Source organism: Oscillochloris sp. ZM17-4 (assembly GCF_019599295.1).
In the GTDB taxonomy this organism is placed as follows: domain Bacteria; phylum Chloroflexota; class Chloroflexia; order Chloroflexales; family Chloroflexaceae; genus Oscillochloris.
This window is the reverse complement of record NZ_JAIEWN010000016.1, coordinates 83783-99331: the sequence shown is the minus strand read 5'-3', so window position 1 is coordinate 99331 and position 15549 is coordinate 83783. Positions and strand designations below refer to the sequence as shown.

The window sequence follows — 15549 nt, the reverse complement described above, 5'->3', positions numbered from 1 at the left end:
ACGGCCCCCGACATGCTATACTCCAGGCGCCACCCTTATATGATGAAAGGACCCCGCAGTGAGCGATATCGATCAGGCGATCGCTGAGATCATCCCGGGCCGGCGCGATCAGTCGATGCTCTCTGGCATGCTGCTCGGCGCCCTGGCCGGCGCGGCGGCGGCGGCCCTGCTCGCCCCGCGCAGCGGCGCCGCCACCCGCGAGCTGCTGCGCGAGCGCGGCCTTGAGCTGAAGGATCGCGCCGAGGAGATGCTGCGCAGCCGCCGCTCGCCCCTGTAGGATTGCAGATTGCAGATTGCAGATTGCAGGGCGCCCGCGCTCTACGCTCTGGCGCCCCTGATGTCTAACGCCGCTCTAACGCCCCCTGGCGGCGGTGTGATGTATACTCGTTATGGGGCTGTAGATGCTGCGGAAATCTGCAATCTGCAATCTACAATCTGCAATCGGGAGGCCGCCATGTTCTTTAGCCCAGTCTACTTTCTCTTCGCCCTGCCGGCCATGGCCTTCGCCATGTGGGCCCAGTGGCGGGTGAAGTCATCTTTCGAGAAGTGGTCGCGCGTGCCGAGCGCCCAGCGCATGAGCGGGGTCGATGTCGCCCGCGTGCTGATGCGCAGCGAGGGGCTTGAGTACGTCCAGGTCGAGCGGATCGGCGGGATGCTGACCGACCACTACGACCCGCAGGGCAAGGTGATGCGGCTCTCCGAGGGCTCGGCCCAGCCCTCGGTCGCCGCGATGGCGATCGTGGCCCACGAGCTGGGGCACGCCAGCCAGGACAAGGAGGGTTACGTCTGGCTGCGCGCCCGCTCGGGCATCGTCGGCGTCGCCAATATCGGCTCGCAGCTGGGCAGCCTGCTCTTCTTCGGCGGCCTGATCCTCAGCTCATTCGCCGGCGGCAGCCTCGGGTATACTGTGGCCATGATCGGCGTGGTGCTGTTCAGCGCCGCCGTCGCCTTCACCCTGGTGACGCTGCCGGTCGAGTTCAACGCCAGCGCGCGGGCCAGGGAGATGCTCATGCGCAACGGCCTGGTGACGGTCGAGGAGGCCCAGGGCGTCAACGCGGTGCTCAACGCCGCCGCCCTGACCTACGTGGCCGCCGCGGCCCAGGCGATCGCCCAGCTGCTCTACTTTATTAGTATCCTTTCACGACGGAGGTAACGGACCGCTATGGAGGAAGATTTTCGCCGCCGCCTGATCCAGGGCGCGCTCAACCTGGCCCTCGGCCTGCTGGCCACCTGGCTCGCCACCTACATCACCAACAAGATCCTCGGCGAGCCCGAGGAGCCCAAGCTGATCGGCTAGGATGCTTTTGTTGGGTGTGGGCGGCAAGCCGCCCACACCCAACAAAAATATCGGTTAGCAGCCCAGTACCTCACCACGGTGCGCCCCATGCACCTGGAGTTTGTCGAGCCGAGCAAGCGCTACGCCGACCTGATCATCCCCGAGGGCGGCCGCAACACGATCGCCATTGACATGCTGGTCGCCCGGATCGAGGCAGTGTTGAGTGTTGAGTGTTGAGTGCTGAGTGCAGCACTCAACACTCAACGCTCAGCACTCAACACTCAACACTATGACAACACCCACCGGCTCACTGGAGCCCGACACGCTCATCCACGACCGCTACCGGGTGGCGCGACAGATCGGCCGGGGCGGCATGGGCGCCGTCTACGAGGCGGTCGACACGCGCCTGGGCAACACCGTCGCCCTCAAGCAGACGCTGGTGCGCGGCGCGGAGCTCGACGACGCCTTCGCCCGCGAGGCCCGCCTGCTCTCCTCGCTGCGCCACGCCGCGCTGCCGGTGGTGAGCGACTACTTCGCCCACGGCGACAGCCACTTCCTGGTGATGCAGTTCATCCCCGGCACCGACTTCGGCACCCTGATGGCCCAGCGCAGCGCGCCCTTCTCCTTCGGCGAGGTGCTGGCCTGGGCCGACACGCTGCTCGACGCCCTCGACTACCTGCACACCCAGAGCCCGCCGATCGTCCACCGCGATATTAAGCCGCAGAACCTCAAGCTCACCCCGCGCGGCGAGATCGTGCTGCTCGACTTCGGCCTGGCCAAGGGCGGCCTCAGCAGCGCCGGCGCGACGGTGGCCGGCGCGCCCAGCCTCTACGGATACACCCCGCAGTACGCGCCGATCGAGCAGATCCAGGCCAGCGGCACCGACCCGCGCAGCGACCTCTACAGCCTGGGGGCGACGCTCTACGCGCTGCTGTCGAACCAGGCGCCGGCCAACGCCCTCGACCGGGCGGCGGCGGCGCTCCAGGGCCGGCCCGACCCGCTGGCCCCGCTCGACCAGATCAACCCGCAGGTGCCCGCCGCCGTCGCCCAGCTGATCGCCCGCTGTATGGCGCTGAACCCCGCCGACCGCCCGGCGGGCGCCGCCGCCGCCCGCGCCGAGCTGGCCACCGCCGTGCGCACCGGCTCGGCCGGCGCATCCACCGCCGGGATGAGCACCGTCGCCCAGCAGGCGCCGACCCAGCAGGCGAGCCCGCGCCCCGCCGCGCCGCCGCCCTTTGTGCCCGGCCCCCCGCCCACGCAGCCGCCCCAGATCACCCGGCCGAGCCCGATCATCCCGCTGCTGATCATTGGCGTGGCCCTGCTGGTGGTCATCGTCATCGGCGGGGCGGTGTTTATGGTGACGAATGCGCTCAACACCCGGCGCGGTATCGACGGCCCGCCGCCTGAGCTCGCGACGGCGATCGCGCTCATGCCGTCCGCGCCGCCCGCCCTATCGCCAATCGTCGAGTTCGACCCGACCGATCTGGCGCAGACGGCCGTCGCCGCGCCCACCGTCGGCCTGCCCGACGATGCGGCCACCGCCGTGAGCGAGGCGCAGACTCAGGTGGCGATCGCCCTGGGGCAGATCCCCGGCCAGCAGCAGCCCGGCGACTCGCTCGGCACCACCCTGCTGGAGTTCGGCGAGGAGGGCACCGGCGACGGCTTCCTGAGCGACTCGCGCAGCATCGCGGTCGGCCCCGACGGCGCGATCTATGTGGCGGACTATAGCACCGGCCGGGTGCAGCGCTTCAGCGCCGAGGGAACGTTCGAGCGCAGCTGGAAGCTGGAGGACGACCGGCCCGTCATGGCGATGGCCGCCGACCGCGAGGGGCTGGTCTACGTCGCGCAGAACTCCCAGATCAGCGTCTTCGATGGGGCGACCGGCGCGCTGGTGCGCGCGATCACCGACGGCAACGGCGACGGCTTCGAGGCCATGGTCCTGCTCGGCGACGGCACGCTGCTGGGCATCCCCTGGGCCAGCGGCGACCTCGTCCAGATCGATACGCGCGGCAAGGAGCTGCGGCGGATCAGCGACATCCTCTCGATCGCCGACTCCGACGGGCGGCCGACATCCCTCGCCGCCGATGGGCTGGGCACGGTCTACCTGCTCAACGGCGACGAGAAGCTGGTCTATGTGTTTAGCCTAGAGGGCACGTTCCGCGATAAGTTCAGCGTGCCCTCGGTGTGGGCCTTCTCGTCGATCGCCTCCGACGGCCAGGGCCGGGTCTATGTGACCGGCTTCCCCGGCGGGGTCTCGGTCTTCGCGCCCGACGGCAGCCCGAGCGGTGAGATCGCCGTGCCCGGTGTGGCCTTCGACCTGACCTTCGACCGCGAGAACAGCCTCTATGTGAGCACGAACAAGCCGCGCATCCTGAAGATCGCGGTCGCGCCGCCGCAGCACCATCAGTTTTTTTATGGGAGAGCGGAGCTCTCCCACACCCTCACCTAGCGCATGGCGGCCAGCGCGCGCTCGTAGACCTCGTAGCGCTCGCCCTCGGCCTCCTCCGGGTCCACATACTTGTAGAAGAGCGCGCGGTCGGGGTGGCCGCCGGCCAGCTCGCGCCGGCTGACGGTGATCGTGCCGCCCGGGCTGTGCCAGCGCACCTCGCCGTCCTGGAGCAGGATGTACTCGCCGGCGTAGCGCGTGAAGCGCTGCGGGTTGTCGCGGTAGAAGAGCGCCTGCTCGCACATCGTGCGCCGCCAGCTGTGGGTCACCTCCGGCGGGTCGGTCATGATCGCGAAGAAGGCGCCCGGCGGCTGCGGCGCGACCTCCGAGGCGTAGTCGACCGCGCCCAGGTCCACGGTGCCGAAGCCGCCCTCGGCGGCCACCAGCAGCGGGTTGCGGTCGCGGTGGAAGGGCGGCGTCATCCAGTCGGCCTGCGGGTCGTGGCCCATCAGCTGCATCATGGCCGCGTCGGTGGCGATCACCTGGTCGCCGGCGATCAGCGCGTCGACGATCCGGCCCTCCGGCGGGCCGGCGGCGCTCCACTCCTGTCCGGCCTGGCCCACCAGCGCGTCCACGATGTTCAGCGCCGGGTCGAGCATGCGGCCGATGTCGGCGAGCATGCCGGGCATGCGCACCAGGTGGTGGTAGTAGGTGCGCGGGTGGCCGTGCGGCTCGCCGGGCATCAGGCCAAAGAGATTTTTGAGGCAGCCGGTCACGCCCATGAAGGCGTGGTTCTTGATCGTCGCCACCGAGACGACCTCGTCCGCGTCGAGCAGCGCCTCCATCATGGTGTAGCGGTCGAACATCAGGCCGCCGCCGGGGACGTGGGCGAGCCGGTAGGGCGGCCGCGTGCCGTCCACATAGGGCACCGCGAACTCGCGCAGCAGCGGGGCGACGTTGCAGGTGTTCTCCAGCGTCTCGCCGTTGTACATGCAGTAGAAGCTGACGTCCACGCAGATGATCTCGGCCGAGGTGCGCTCGCGCAGCAGGCGCAGCGTGGCCCGCATGACGCTGTCGCTCACCAGCTGCTGGCGCTGGCCGGCCAGCATGACCACCCTCTGGCTGGCCTTGTCCTGGTTGAACTTGACGGCGATGCGCCTGGCCCGGGCCAGCCGCGACCATGCACGCTCAAGCGGGTCGGTGGCGCGGCGCAGCGCCTGGTAGACGGCCTCGTCGTCCGCGCGGTGGTCGCAGTGGACGGTGCGTACCTGGCAGGAGGGCGTTGTCACAGTGGCTCCCCTTCAATCGTGTGTGCGCGCCAGCGCTGGCGCGCCCTATGGCCGCTTCCGACGCCGGCGCGGCATGGCGATCTCCCGGTCGAGGATGACGATCGGCGGCTCGGGCTCGTCGAACTCCTCGCCGCCGGGTGGCGGCAGGATGCTCATCAGCCGCCCGAGGATCAGGGCGGACTGGACGACGGCGATGAGGGCGACGAGCAGCGCCATGTCCAGCCCGACCGCCGGGAGCAGCCAGTGGAGCAGGAAGGCGACGCCGACGCTCACCCCGAGCAGCAGCACCAGGATGATGAAGAAGATAATGACGGGCCCGAGGAGTATGCTCATCTGAATATCCTTAACTTGCGCTGCCTAATGAGGATCGGTACCGTTCCGTCATGGCCCTCACCCCCCCAGCCCCCCTCTCCCGTTCGCTGCGCGAACAGGCGAGGGGGGAGCCGGAGCACGTGCACGATGACGGGTTCGCCACAGATGGACTCCCCTCGCCTGTGGCCGCAGGCCACGGGAGAGGGGCTGGGGGTGAGGGCCGCCCGACAACAAACGGTCAAGCTGCCACAAGCCGTGTCGGCCTGCACATGGTATCATATTTAGCCTGGCCGGACGCCGCGCGCGGCGCGGGCGCTGATCTGAATCAGGAGGGCGACGACGATGAGCCAGAGCGATGGCCCCGCCGGGCCGCGCGCCCGCCTGCGCGAGCTCGGGGTGCGGCCCGGCGTGCTGCGGCCCGGGCCGCTGAACGCGATCACCGACGTGGCCGGGGCGCGCGTCGGCCACCTGAGCCTGGTCGAGGGCGATGATATCCGCACCGGCGTGACGGCCATCCTGCCCCACGGCGAGAACCTCTTCCAGTCGCGGGTCCCCGCCGGGCTGGCCGTCGGCAACGGCTTCGGCAAGCTGGCCGGGGCCACCCAGCTGGCCGAGCTCGGCGAGCTGGAGACACCGATCGTGCTGACGAACACCCTGGCCGTCCCGCGCGCCGCCGACGCCCTGATCAGCTACACGCTCGGCCAGCCCGGCAACGCGGCGGTGCGCTCGGTCAACCCGGTGGTCGGCGAGTGCAACGACGCGATGCTCAACGATATCCGCCGCCGCGCCGTGACGCCGGAGCACGTCCTGGCGGCGATCGCCGCCCGCCATCCCCACCGGCCCCGCCGGGGTCATGCCGGCGATGATCCCGGCCGCCCAGGCCACACCGGCCCACAAGGATCTGGCCTACGCGAGCCTGTCCGCCGCGCAGAAGCTCGACCTCTACATCCCCGAGGGCGCCGGCCCATTCCCGGTGGTGGTCAGCATTCACGGCGGCGGCTTCATGATGGGCGATAAGGCCGACCCGATGGGCACATCAGGCGTCGACCAGCTGCTCGCCGCCGGCTACGCCGTGGCCGCCACCAACTACCGCCTGAGCGGCGAGGCGCTGGCCCCCGCCCAGATCCAGGATCTCAAGGCCGCCGTGCGCTTCCTGCGCGCCAGCGCCGCCACATATGCGCTCGACCCGGCCCACATCGCGGCATGGGGCGGCTCGGCCGGCGGCAGCCTCGCCGCCCTGCTCGGCACCTCATGCGGTGTGGCCGAGCTTGAGGGCGCCGACCTCGGCAACGCCGACCAGTCCAGCTGCGTGCAGGCTGTCGTCGACTGGTTTGGCCCGATCGACTTCCTCCAGATGGACCAGCAGTTCGCCGGCACCAGCTGCCCGCAGACCCACGACGCCGCCGACTCGCCCGAGTCGCAGCTGCTCGGCGCGGCCATCCAGACCGTGCCCGACAAGGCCAAGATGGTCAACGCGATCACCTATGTGAGCGCCACGTCGCCGCCCTTCCTCATCCAGCACGGCACCGCCGACTGCAACGTGCCCCCGCAGCAGGGCCAGCTGCTCTACGACGCGCTTGTCCCCGCCATCGGCGCCGATATGGTCACGCTGAACTTCATCGAGGGCGCGGGCCACGGTGGGGCCGAGTTCTTGTCTGACGCGAATATGCAGGCGCTGATCGGCTTCCTCGACGCCCATCTCAAATGATGCTGCTGCGGGGCACAGGCCCGGTGTGTATGGGGCTTTGGCGGCGAGGCAGCCAAAGCCCCATACAAAAGCCTCCCCCGCCGGCGGGCGCGGGCATGGGCGCGCCCGGATCACCCTTGGCCGCCCAGCTGGGCGAGGGCGCGGGCCAGAGACGTGTGGAGCGCGGCGCGCTCCTGATCGCTGATCGCCGCCAGGTCGATCTGGAGATCGCCCAGGTGCAGGTGCCCGCCCTCGACCGCCACATAGGGCGAGCGCTCCGCCGCCGCCCCGCGCAGGCCGAGCAGCTCCCAGGAGTCCACCGGGGCGGCGATCCCCTTGACCTGCAGCGGCCCGATGTGGCGGGCCTCGACCAGATCCTCCACCAGGCTATAGGTGCTGCTGGCCAGGTAGATGCTGTCGGGCTCCGCGTTCGACTGGAGCCGCGAGGCCAGGTTCACCTGCCCGCCGATGATCGTGTAGTCCATGCGGTGCTCGCTGCCGAAGTTGCCCACCGTGCAGAAGCCGGTGTTGATCCCCGCCCGCACCCGCAGCGGCCGGGTGATCCCCTTGAGCCGCCAGCCCTCGCGCAGCCGGAAGAGCTCGGCGCGCATCTCCAGGGCCATGCGCACGCAGCGCCGGGCGTGCTCGGCGTCGTCGATGAACGCGGGCGCGCCAAAGAAGACCATGATCGCGTCGCCGATAAACTTGTCGACCGTGCCCCCGTGGGCCAGGGCGATCTCGGTCATGCGCGTCAGGTAGCTGTTGAGCACGTCGGAGAGCAGCTCGGGCTCGATGCTGTCGGTGAGGTCGGAGAAGCCCACCACGTCCGAGAAGTAGATCGTGAGCCGGACGCGGCTGTGGCTGCGGGTGTCGGGGGCCGACGTGCTCCCCAGCAGCGTCTCGTAGAGCTGGGGCGAGAGGTACTTGCGCATCTTGTCGCGCAGCTCCTCCATGCGCCGGTTCTGAAGCATCAGCTCGTTCTCCAGCGACGTCCCGTGCTCCATCGTCGTCTCATAGAGGATCTGCAGATCGCTCAGATCCATCTCGAGTTCGCTGATGCGCTGCTGGAGCGCGGCGACGCTCCCCTTGCGGCGGCGGGGGGGGCTGCCGCTAGGTGTGTCGCTCATAGGATCTCAATCTGCACGTTGGGCCAGAGCTTCTGCAGGTTGCCCAGCGACTTCTGCTGCCAGTAGATGTCGCGGTTGCCCAGCACCGTCAGCCGCACCTGGTCGCGCTTGCGCGCGCCGATCACAAACTTGCTGACCATGCTGATCCCCGAGCTGTTGAGAAACTGGAGCTGGCGGAAGTCGAGGCTGAGCTGCCCGCCCGCCGCCGCGTCGTGGGCGCGCAGCAGCAGCTCGTTGACCGGCGCATAGTCGTCGGTGGTCTGCAGGCGCACGGTGCCCTGGAATCGCACCGTGCTGCTGCCGCTATCGTACTCGACCTGATACTCGTCGCCGCGAATCTGATCAGTGGTCATCTTAGTGCTCCTCAAGCTGGACGTGGGCCTGCACGGTGACAGCGACGCTGCCCTCTGCGGCGGGGGCGAAGCCGAACCCGAAGCGGATCCCATAATCTTTCATCAGGGTCAGGTAGCCCAGGCCTGAGCCGCCCGCGCCGCTCTCGACGCTCTCCTCCAGCCGCTGAATGTAGAGCGCCTCAAGGTCTGCGGAGAGCAGCTCGCCGACGAAGCGGGCGAATCCCGGCTGTCGCTCCGGCGCGATGTGGTTGGTCAGGGTGAAGACCAGATCGTCGGGGCGCACCACGCACTCGTAGCGCACCGTGCGGATCGGGCCGTCGCTAAACTTGGCGCAGTTCTCGAACAGCTCGTTGAGCAGGTACGAGAGCACGTGGGCGAGGTTGTTCTGGCTCAGCCGCCCGCGCGGGGCATCGCCCGGCACAAACAGCGCGGTGTAGCGCGACCAGAAGTCGGCGCTCAGGCTGCAGCGCCGCCAGTACTGCTCCAGCTGCGCCGCATCCAGATCCATCCGCTGGTGGCTCAGGGCGGCCGCGCCGGCCAGATCCTCCCACGCGCCTAGTGTCTCGGTCGCTGTGCTCACAGGGGCCTCCTGATAGATGCGATTAGGCTCCCGAGCCGGGGGTTGGGGGCCTTCGGCCCCCAACCTCTCTTCCTTGTTTTGGTGAGATACGTCAGCTTCGCTGGCGTATCCGCCAAAACAATACGGGTTTTTGGGCGGGCAGCCCTCCATATCGCCTAGCGCTGCTTCACCACAAGCAGCGAGATATCATCATAGATCTGCGTCTCGCCGATAAAGGCGTAGAGGTCGGCCATCACCCGATCGACGATCTCGCCGGCCGGCAGGGTGTGGCTGTCGCGCAGGCTCTTGACCAGGCTCGGGATGCCGAACTGCTGGCGCGCGCCGTTCTCGGCCTCGGTGACGCCATCGGTGTAGAGCAGCATCACGTCGCCGGGGTTAAGCCGCAGCCGCTGGAGGGCCACGAACTCGTTGATCTCCTGCTCCAGGCCCAGCGGCAGGCCGAGGTCGGCGGTGTCGATCACCTCGATCTCGCCGCCCGTGCGGCAGACCAGCACCGACTCGTGCTGGCCGACAATCACGATCTCGTGCTGGCGATATTGTAGCACCGCCAGGGTCATATTCTTGTCTTCCTGGATGCGCACGATATTGTGGTAGAGCACGCTGTTCAGCACATTCATGATCCGCTCCATGTCGCGCTCGCCGCTCTGCGCGAGCGTCAGGAAGGCGGTCTGGGCCATGAGCATGATGATGCCCGCCGGCAGGCCGTGGCCGGTCACGTCGCCGATCCCCATATAGACGGCGTCGCCGACCTGGAGCACATCGTAGTAGTCGCCACCCACCTCGTCGGCGGGGCGCATGAAGCAGCCGATGTCCAGGTCGCGCACGGCGTTGGTCTCAAGCTCGGGGGGCAGAACCATCATCTGCAGGCGGCGGGCCACATCGAGCTCGGCGCCGAGGCGCAGGTTCTCGCCGCGCAGCTGATCGTTGAGCCGGCTGATCTCATCGCTGGCCCGCTTCAGATCGGCGGTGCGCGCGGCGACCTTGGCCTCTAGGTTGACGGTGTAGTCGCGGATCTCGCGGCTCATCGCGGTGAAGGCCCGGCCGAGCTGTCCGATCTCGTCCCTGCTCTTCAGGCTCAGGTCGACATCGTAGCGCTTCGCCGAGATGCCCTCGGCGGCCCCGGCGAGCGCGCGCAGGTCGCGGGTGGACGCGCGTGAGAAGCGGACGGAGATCAGCGCGACCAGCAGCAGCGAGCCGAGCACGATCACTAGTGAGAGCAGGCTGATCCGGGAGCGCTCGGCGTTCACCGCGCTGTCGGTGCTGGTCAGCACCTCGAACACCTCGGCCTCAGGCACGGCGATCACGATCTTCCAGCGGTCGGCGGCGTAGTCGCTGTCCGAGACGGGGTCTAGGCTGGCGTAGGAGATCAGCTCGCGGCGCGGGGCCTCGCCCTCGCCGGCCAGATCGATCTTCAGCAGGCCCTCCTGGTTGGCCCGGATGGCCGCCGCCATCTGCTGCACGGCGGGGCGGCTGGAGCTGGCCAGATCGCCGTGGTAGAAGGTCAGGCTGCCCTGCTCCACCGCCTGTAGGTCGATGCCGAAGAGCTGGAAGCCCGTCTCGGGCATGGCCACAACCTCGCCCTTGCCGTTCATCAGAAAGGCGAAGCCGCTGCGGGCGACCTTAAACGAGAGGATGTTCTCGATGACCGAGTCGAGCTTGATGTCGGCGCCCACCGCCCCGGCGAAGCGGTCCTCACGCGCGTCCCAGAGCGGGTAGAACATGGTGAGCACGATGCCCTGGCCGGCCGCGTCATCGTAGGGGCCGACGATGGTGAGCGGGTCGTCGCCGACCTGCGCGCGCAGCGCCGGGTCGCGGAAGTAGCGCGTCCAGCCGGCCACCGTGCCGGGGAAGAAGTCGTCCCAGAAGTGCAGGCTGGCGCTGTCGCCCAGCGCCGTCGCTAGATCGATGTTCGGGTAGGCCCGCGTGACCGGGTCTGCCTCATCGCCGACGAAGTAGATAAACTTATTGTTCTGGTTGCTGGCGAAGGTTGCCTGCATGCTCAGGTTCAGCAGCGCCGAGGACTCCAGGATGCTGCGGGCGCGCGGGTCGTCGACCAGGGGCGGCGGGATGAACGTGTCGTAGGTGGCGTCGGCCGGGCTGGTCAGCGCCCCGTTGCGCGGCTCAAGCGGCGTCTGGAGGATGGCGAGGTCGGGCAGGCCGGCGGCCGCGCCGGTCAGCACGCCGCTGTCGACCAGCTGCTGGGCCGTCCGCCCGAGGGCGCTGAGGTTGTCGTGGGCGGCGCGGATCTGCAGGCCCGACGAGGCGGCCTTCTCCTGGGCGTAGTTGGCGAGGAACTCCTCGACCGTGCGCTCCATCCCGGCGGTGTTCTGCTGCAGGGCGAAGTCGGTGATCGTGCGGAAGTTGTTGATCAGGTAGAGGAACTGCAGCACCGTGGTGATCACCACGGCCGAGAGCACAAAGAGCAGCAGCTTGCGCTGAAAGCTCTGGCCGAAGAAGGTGCGAGGTGCGGTAAACATACGCATAGAGCGGCTTTACGGGTTGGCGGGCTTGCGGCCCGAGCAGGCGATGACCGTCCACGAGGCGTAGCCCTGGGGCCAGCGGATGCTGCGCAGGTGGGCGTCGTAGCCCGCGAGAAGCGTCGCGCGGTCGGGCTCGCTGAGGTCGAGGCGGCTGCCGATGGTGAAGGCCGAAAAGTCGCGCCAGCTCTCGATCACCGCCGCGAAGGCCTCGCGCTCGGTGTTGACGGTGTCGGCCACAATATGGTCGGCCCGGATATCCTCCAGGCGCGAGTCGGCCAGCAGGCCGCTGAGCCGGCGGCCGTTCCGCAGATCCATCCCCATCGCCGCGCCATAGGACGCGGCGGCCTGATAGGTGGCGCGGATGGGCTCCTGCTCGGGGTGGCCGAGGATCAAGTCGTAGTCCTCGCCGGTGATGTAGATCCGCCCGCCCGGCCGGGTGATCCGGACCAGCTCGCGCACGATCTGCTCGGGCTGCGAGAAGATCTGCAGGCTGAGCCGGCAGCTCACAAAGTCGAAGCTGTTGTCCTCTAGCAGCAGGGCGGTCGCATCGCCGCGCTGAAACTCGGCGTTACGCACCTGGAACTCGGCCTGCAGGCCGCGGGCGTACTCGACGGCGGCCTCCGAGTGATCGACGCCGAGGATGAAGCTCGGCCCCAGCTCGCGCATGGCCAGCAGGGGCACGTCGCCGCAGCCGCAGCAGATGTCGGCCACGCGCATGCCGCGGGCGAGGCCGTGCCGCTGGATCACCGCCCGCTCCTGCGGCCAGAGGATGCGCGTCTGGTTGCGCAGCAGCGGCACGAAGTCCAGGTCCTCGATGATCGCCTGGCTGCCATAGAAGCCATCGTCGTGGACGATGAACTCGACCCCGTCCCAGAGGGCGCGCAGGTTCGGCAGGAAGCGCACGCTCCAGGCGAGCACGCCCGAGGCGATGATCTTCAGGTTGACCGTGGCGCGGTCGCGGGCGAAGGCGACAAACTGCGACAGCGCGCGCATCCCCTCGGCGTTGATGTAGCGCAGCCTGCGGAAGCTCAGGCGCAGGGTGCCCTGGATCTGGCCGTGGATGGCGATCAGATAGGCCAGGACGGCGGCGGCGTCATCGGCGTCGGTGATCCGCAGGGTGCCCTCGAAGCTGATCTGCTGGTCGAGCGCGTCGTAGCTGAGGCGATAGGTGGGGCCGACATGCTTCATGGCGTGATCTCTTGGGTTGGGATGCTGATCCTGACGGCGATCTGCCCGGTGGGCGGCTCAAGCCGCGCCGCGACGCGGACATGGAAGTCGTGAACCAGCATGAGGATGCCCAGCTGGTTGAAGGCCGGGGTCGGGCGCTCGGCGGCGGTGAGGTGGGCGAAGTACAGGCTGTCGATCGTCGAGCCGTACAGGCTGGACAGGAAGGTCATGTAGAGGACGACGACGTCGGGGCGCAGGGCGTGGGCCAGGTCGAGCAGGATGAGGCCATCGTACTGCCGGCAGCTCAGCGCCAGGGCCGTCCCCGGCGGCGCGGTCTGGGCGACCGCCTCCAGAAACTCGTTGGTGACGGTGGAGATCAGGTTCTCGGCCCACTCGCGCTCGCTGAACTGGTAGGCGACATACTCGGCGAGGTAGTTTGCGAGCATGTTGCAGCGGCCCCAGTTGGCCTGGAGATCCTCAGCCTGGACCGAGAGGTCGATCATAAAGAGCGGATCAGCTGCCGGGAGGGCAAACTCCCCAATGTCCATGGCCTGCATCCCTCCTGGTAGTAGCGCAGCCGGATCACGGCTGCACGAGGTGCCAGCGGCGACACGTCGCCACATGTGCGGCGGCGCCCGGCGGGCGCATCGAGGTGATTGGTCGGGCGAGGTGTGTGGGATAGCGAGAGCCGGCGCGAGGCTTCTGCGAGGCGATGCGGTCACTCGTGCGGGAAGCCTTGCCCCCAGCGCTTGCGTGTGCCCAGATCGTCCGGCAGCTCATGATACACGCTCGGGGGCACACGACTATTAACGAGCGAGCGCGGGGTTTCAGGCGTGCCGCGCGATGTCTCGGGCGCCGCCCTACAGCACGTGGACGGGGTCCACATCGACCGTCCAGCCGTAGAGCGGGCTCAGGGCGTCGAGGAATCTGCTGATGCTGCGCGCATCGGCCTGGGGCGCGGGGACGCGCAGGATGAGGTGCCAGCGCCAGCGCCCGCGGGCGCGCAGGAAGAAGGCCGGGGCCGGCCCGACCAGCCCCCAGCCCTCCAGGCGGCGGGCATCGATCAGGTCGTGGACCCTGACGGCCAGGGCCTCGGCCTCGCGCTGGCAGGTGGCCTCGCTGCCCGAGGCGTACAGGAAGCGCACCAGGCGGCCGAAGGGCGGGTAGCCAAGCTCGCGCCGGTAGGCGATCTCCTGGGCGAAGAAGGAGCGGAAGTCGTGCTCCTGCGCGGCCTGGAGCGCGTAGTGCTCGGGGTTGTAGGTCTGGATGATCACCTGCGCGCCCGCGCTGCGCCGGCCGGCCCGGCCGGCCACCTGGGTCAGCAGCTGGAAGGCCCGCTCGCCGCTGCGGAAGTCCGGCAGGTGCAGGCCGGTGTCGGCGGCCACCACGCCCACCAGCGAGACCATGGGCAGGTCGAGGCCCTTGGCGATCATCTGGGTGCCCACCAGCACGTCGGCCTTGCCGCCCAGGAAGGCGTCGAGCATGCGGCTGTGGGCGCCCTTGCCGCGCACGCTGTCGCGGTCCCAGCGCAGCACGCGGGCCTGGGGGAACATCTTCTGCACATCCTCGGCCACGCGCTGCGTGCCCACCCCGAAGTCCTTGATCCGCGGGCTGAGGCACTGCGGGCAGACGGCGGGCACGATGGCGCGGTGGCCGCAGGAGTGGCAGACAAGCAATGTTGAATGTTGAATGTTGAATGTTGAATTTCCGGGCGGGCGGATATCTGGCTTATCATCATAGTGCAGGGTGAGCGGGTTGGAGCAGGCCGGGCAGCCGATGACGTGGCCGCAGTCGCGGCACATGACGAAGGAGGCGGCGCCGCGCCGGTTGAGGAAGAGGATGGCCTGCTCTTTCCGCTCCAGGGTCTCGTCGAGGGCCTGCTGGAGCGGGCGCGAGAAGATCGAGCGGTTGCCTGAGCGTAGCTCGTGGCGCATATCGACCAGGCGCACCGGCGGCAGGGGCAGCGGCTCCGAGCGGTGCAGGCCGTCGGCGCCGAGGCCGCCGCCGACCCGCTCGGCCATCTCCAGCAGGCGGTAGCGGCCCTCGCGGGCGGCCTGGTAGCTCTCGACGCTGGGCGTGGCGCTGCCGAGGATGATTACGCTGCCGGTGAGCTCGGCCAGGCGCAGCGCCGCGTCGCGGGCGTGGTAGCGCGGGCCGGCGTCGTGCTTGTAGGTCAGCTCGTGCTCCTCGTCCACGACGATCAGGCCCAGCTCGGGCAGCGGCGCGAAGACCGAGGAGCGCGAGCCGATCGCCAGACGGGCCTCGCCCCGGCGCAGCCGGCGCCACTCGTCGTAGCGCTCGCCGAGGCCGAGGCCGCTGTGCAGCACCGCCAGCTTGCCGGGGAAGCGGGCGGCGAAGCGGCGCACCAGCTGGGCGGTCAGCGCGATCTCGGGCACCATCACCAGCGCCTGCCGGCCCAGCCGCATCGCCCGCGCGATCGCCCGCAGGTAGACCTCGGTCTTCCCGCTGCCGGTGACGCCGTGGAGTAAGTAGGGGTGAAGCAGCGGGGGCTTCGCCCCCGCTGCTTCACCCTTCTGGGATGTCACTTCTAGCGAAGCCACAATCGCCTCGTAGGCCGCGCGCTGCGCCGGGGTCAGCGGGGGCGGCACATCGGGAGGCACCCCATCGCCGGCCAGCGGGTCGCGGCGCACCTCGCGGGTCTCCAGGGCCAGCAGCTCGCGGCGCTCCAGCTCGCGCAGCAGGGTCGAGCTGGCCCCGGTGGCCGCGTAGACCTCGGCCACCGGCCATGCCGTCCAGCGCCCGTCAAACACCTCCGGCTCTGTGCCATCTTCCTCGCCTGCCCCCTGTCCCCTGTCCCCTGTCCCCTGTCCCCTGTCCCCTGTCCCCTGCCGCCCGGCCATCCAGCGCAGCACGGCGGCCTGCTTAGGCGCG

Annotated in this window: 15 protein-coding genes and 1 pseudogene; 7 read left to right on the top strand and 9 right to left on the bottom strand. The window is 69.2% G+C overall.

Annotation, left to right across the window (positions count from 1 at the left end):
* Nucleotides 1-58: 58 nt before the first annotated feature.
* The 5 genes and pseudogenes from K2Z83_RS13875 to K2Z83_RS13860 all read left to right on the top strand — a co-directional run bounded on the left by K2Z83_RS13875 (nucleotide 59) and on the right by K2Z83_RS13860 (nucleotide 3725).
* A complete protein-coding gene (locus K2Z83_RS13875) occupies nucleotides 59-277 on the top strand; it encodes a YtxH domain-containing protein (RefSeq protein ID WP_220595780.1) in 219 nt (72 codons plus the stop codon).
* Nucleotides 278-454: 177 nt separating this feature from the next.
* A complete protein-coding gene (locus K2Z83_RS13870; RefSeq protein WP_220595779.1) occupies nucleotides 455-1153 on the top strand; it encodes a zinc metallopeptidase in 699 nt (232 codons plus the stop codon).
* A gap of 9 nt (nucleotides 1154-1162) precedes the next feature.
* Complete coding sequence (locus K2Z83_RS29060) at nucleotides 1163-1297, top strand: hypothetical protein (protein ID WP_255603916.1); 135 nt, start codon at nucleotides 1163-1165, stop codon at nucleotides 1295-1297.
* A gap of 63 nt (nucleotides 1298-1360) precedes the next feature.
* Nucleotides 1361-1513: pseudogene (locus K2Z83_RS13865) on the top strand (uridine kinase); the annotation flags it as partial.
* A 52-nt stretch (nucleotides 1514-1565) separates the two neighbouring features.
* On the top strand, nucleotides 1566-3725 hold the full coding sequence (locus tag K2Z83_RS13860) for a protein kinase (RefSeq protein WP_220595778.1): 2160 nt from the start codon (nucleotides 1566-1568) through the stop codon (nucleotides 3723-3725).
* On the opposite strand, the gene K2Z83_RS13855 is transcribed toward K2Z83_RS13860, so the two are convergent.
* Both K2Z83_RS13855 and K2Z83_RS13850 read right to left on the bottom strand, forming a co-directional pair.
* Nucleotides 3722-4951: a DUF362 domain-containing protein gene (locus tag K2Z83_RS13855; protein ID WP_220595777.1), complete on the bottom strand. Its 1230-nt coding sequence runs from the start codon at nucleotides 4949-4951 to the stop codon at nucleotides 3722-3724. The genes K2Z83_RS13860 and K2Z83_RS13855 overlap by 4 nt on opposite strands.
* Before the next feature lie 45 nt (nucleotides 4952-4996).
* Entirely contained in the window at nucleotides 4997-5284 is a 288-nt protein-coding gene (locus tag K2Z83_RS13850; RefSeq protein ID WP_220595776.1) for a hypothetical protein, read from the bottom strand.
* A gap of 321 nt (nucleotides 5285-5605) precedes the next feature.
* Between K2Z83_RS13850 and K2Z83_RS29055 the strand changes: the two genes are divergently transcribed.
* A complete protein-coding gene (locus K2Z83_RS29055) occupies nucleotides 5606-6280 on the top strand; it encodes a P1 family peptidase (RefSeq protein ID WP_255603915.1) in 675 nt (224 codons plus the stop codon).
* Entirely contained in the window at nucleotides 6165-6971 is an 807-nt protein-coding gene (locus tag K2Z83_RS13845; protein ID WP_255603930.1) for an alpha/beta hydrolase, read from the top strand. Before K2Z83_RS29055 ends, K2Z83_RS13845 begins: the two co-directional genes overlap by 116 nt.
* Before the next feature lie 110 nt (nucleotides 6972-7081).
* Here K2Z83_RS13845 and K2Z83_RS13840 read toward each other — a convergent pair whose 3' ends face one another.
* From K2Z83_RS13840 to priA, 7 genes are all read right to left on the bottom strand, one after another.
* Nucleotides 7082-8077: an adenylate/guanylate cyclase domain-containing protein gene (locus K2Z83_RS13840; protein ID WP_220595774.1), complete on the bottom strand. Its 996-nt coding sequence runs from the start codon at nucleotides 8075-8077 to the stop codon at nucleotides 7082-7084.
* Nucleotides 8074-8430, bottom strand: a complete 357-nt coding sequence (locus K2Z83_RS13835) for a hypothetical protein (RefSeq protein WP_220595773.1) — start codon at nucleotides 8428-8430, stop codon at nucleotides 8074-8076. The genes K2Z83_RS13840 and K2Z83_RS13835 overlap by 4 nt, the downstream gene beginning before the upstream one ends.
* A 1-nt stretch (nucleotide 8431) precedes the next feature.
* On the bottom strand, nucleotides 8432-9010 hold the full coding sequence (locus K2Z83_RS13830) for a hypothetical protein (RefSeq protein ID WP_220595772.1): 579 nt from the start codon (nucleotides 9008-9010) through the stop codon (nucleotides 8432-8434).
* A 155-nt stretch (nucleotides 9011-9165) separates the two neighbouring features.
* Nucleotides 9166-11487, bottom strand: coding sequence for a SpoIIE family protein phosphatase (locus K2Z83_RS13825; protein WP_220595771.1), 2322 nt, complete (start codon nucleotides 11485-11487; stop codon nucleotides 9166-9168).
* Between the two features lie 15 nt (nucleotides 11488-11502).
* A complete protein-coding gene (locus tag K2Z83_RS13820) occupies nucleotides 11503-12678 on the bottom strand; it encodes a class I SAM-dependent methyltransferase (RefSeq protein WP_220595770.1) in 1176 nt (391 codons plus the stop codon).
* Entirely contained in the window at nucleotides 12675-13205 is a 531-nt protein-coding gene (locus K2Z83_RS13815; RefSeq protein ID WP_220595769.1) for a hypothetical protein, read from the bottom strand. Before K2Z83_RS13815 ends, K2Z83_RS13820 begins: the two co-directional genes overlap by 4 nt.
* 312 nt (nucleotides 13206-13517) lie before the next feature.
* A partial coding sequence (gene priA, locus K2Z83_RS13810) for a primosomal protein N' (protein ID WP_255603913.1) occupies nucleotides 13518-15549 on the bottom strand: 2032 nt, incomplete at its 5' end.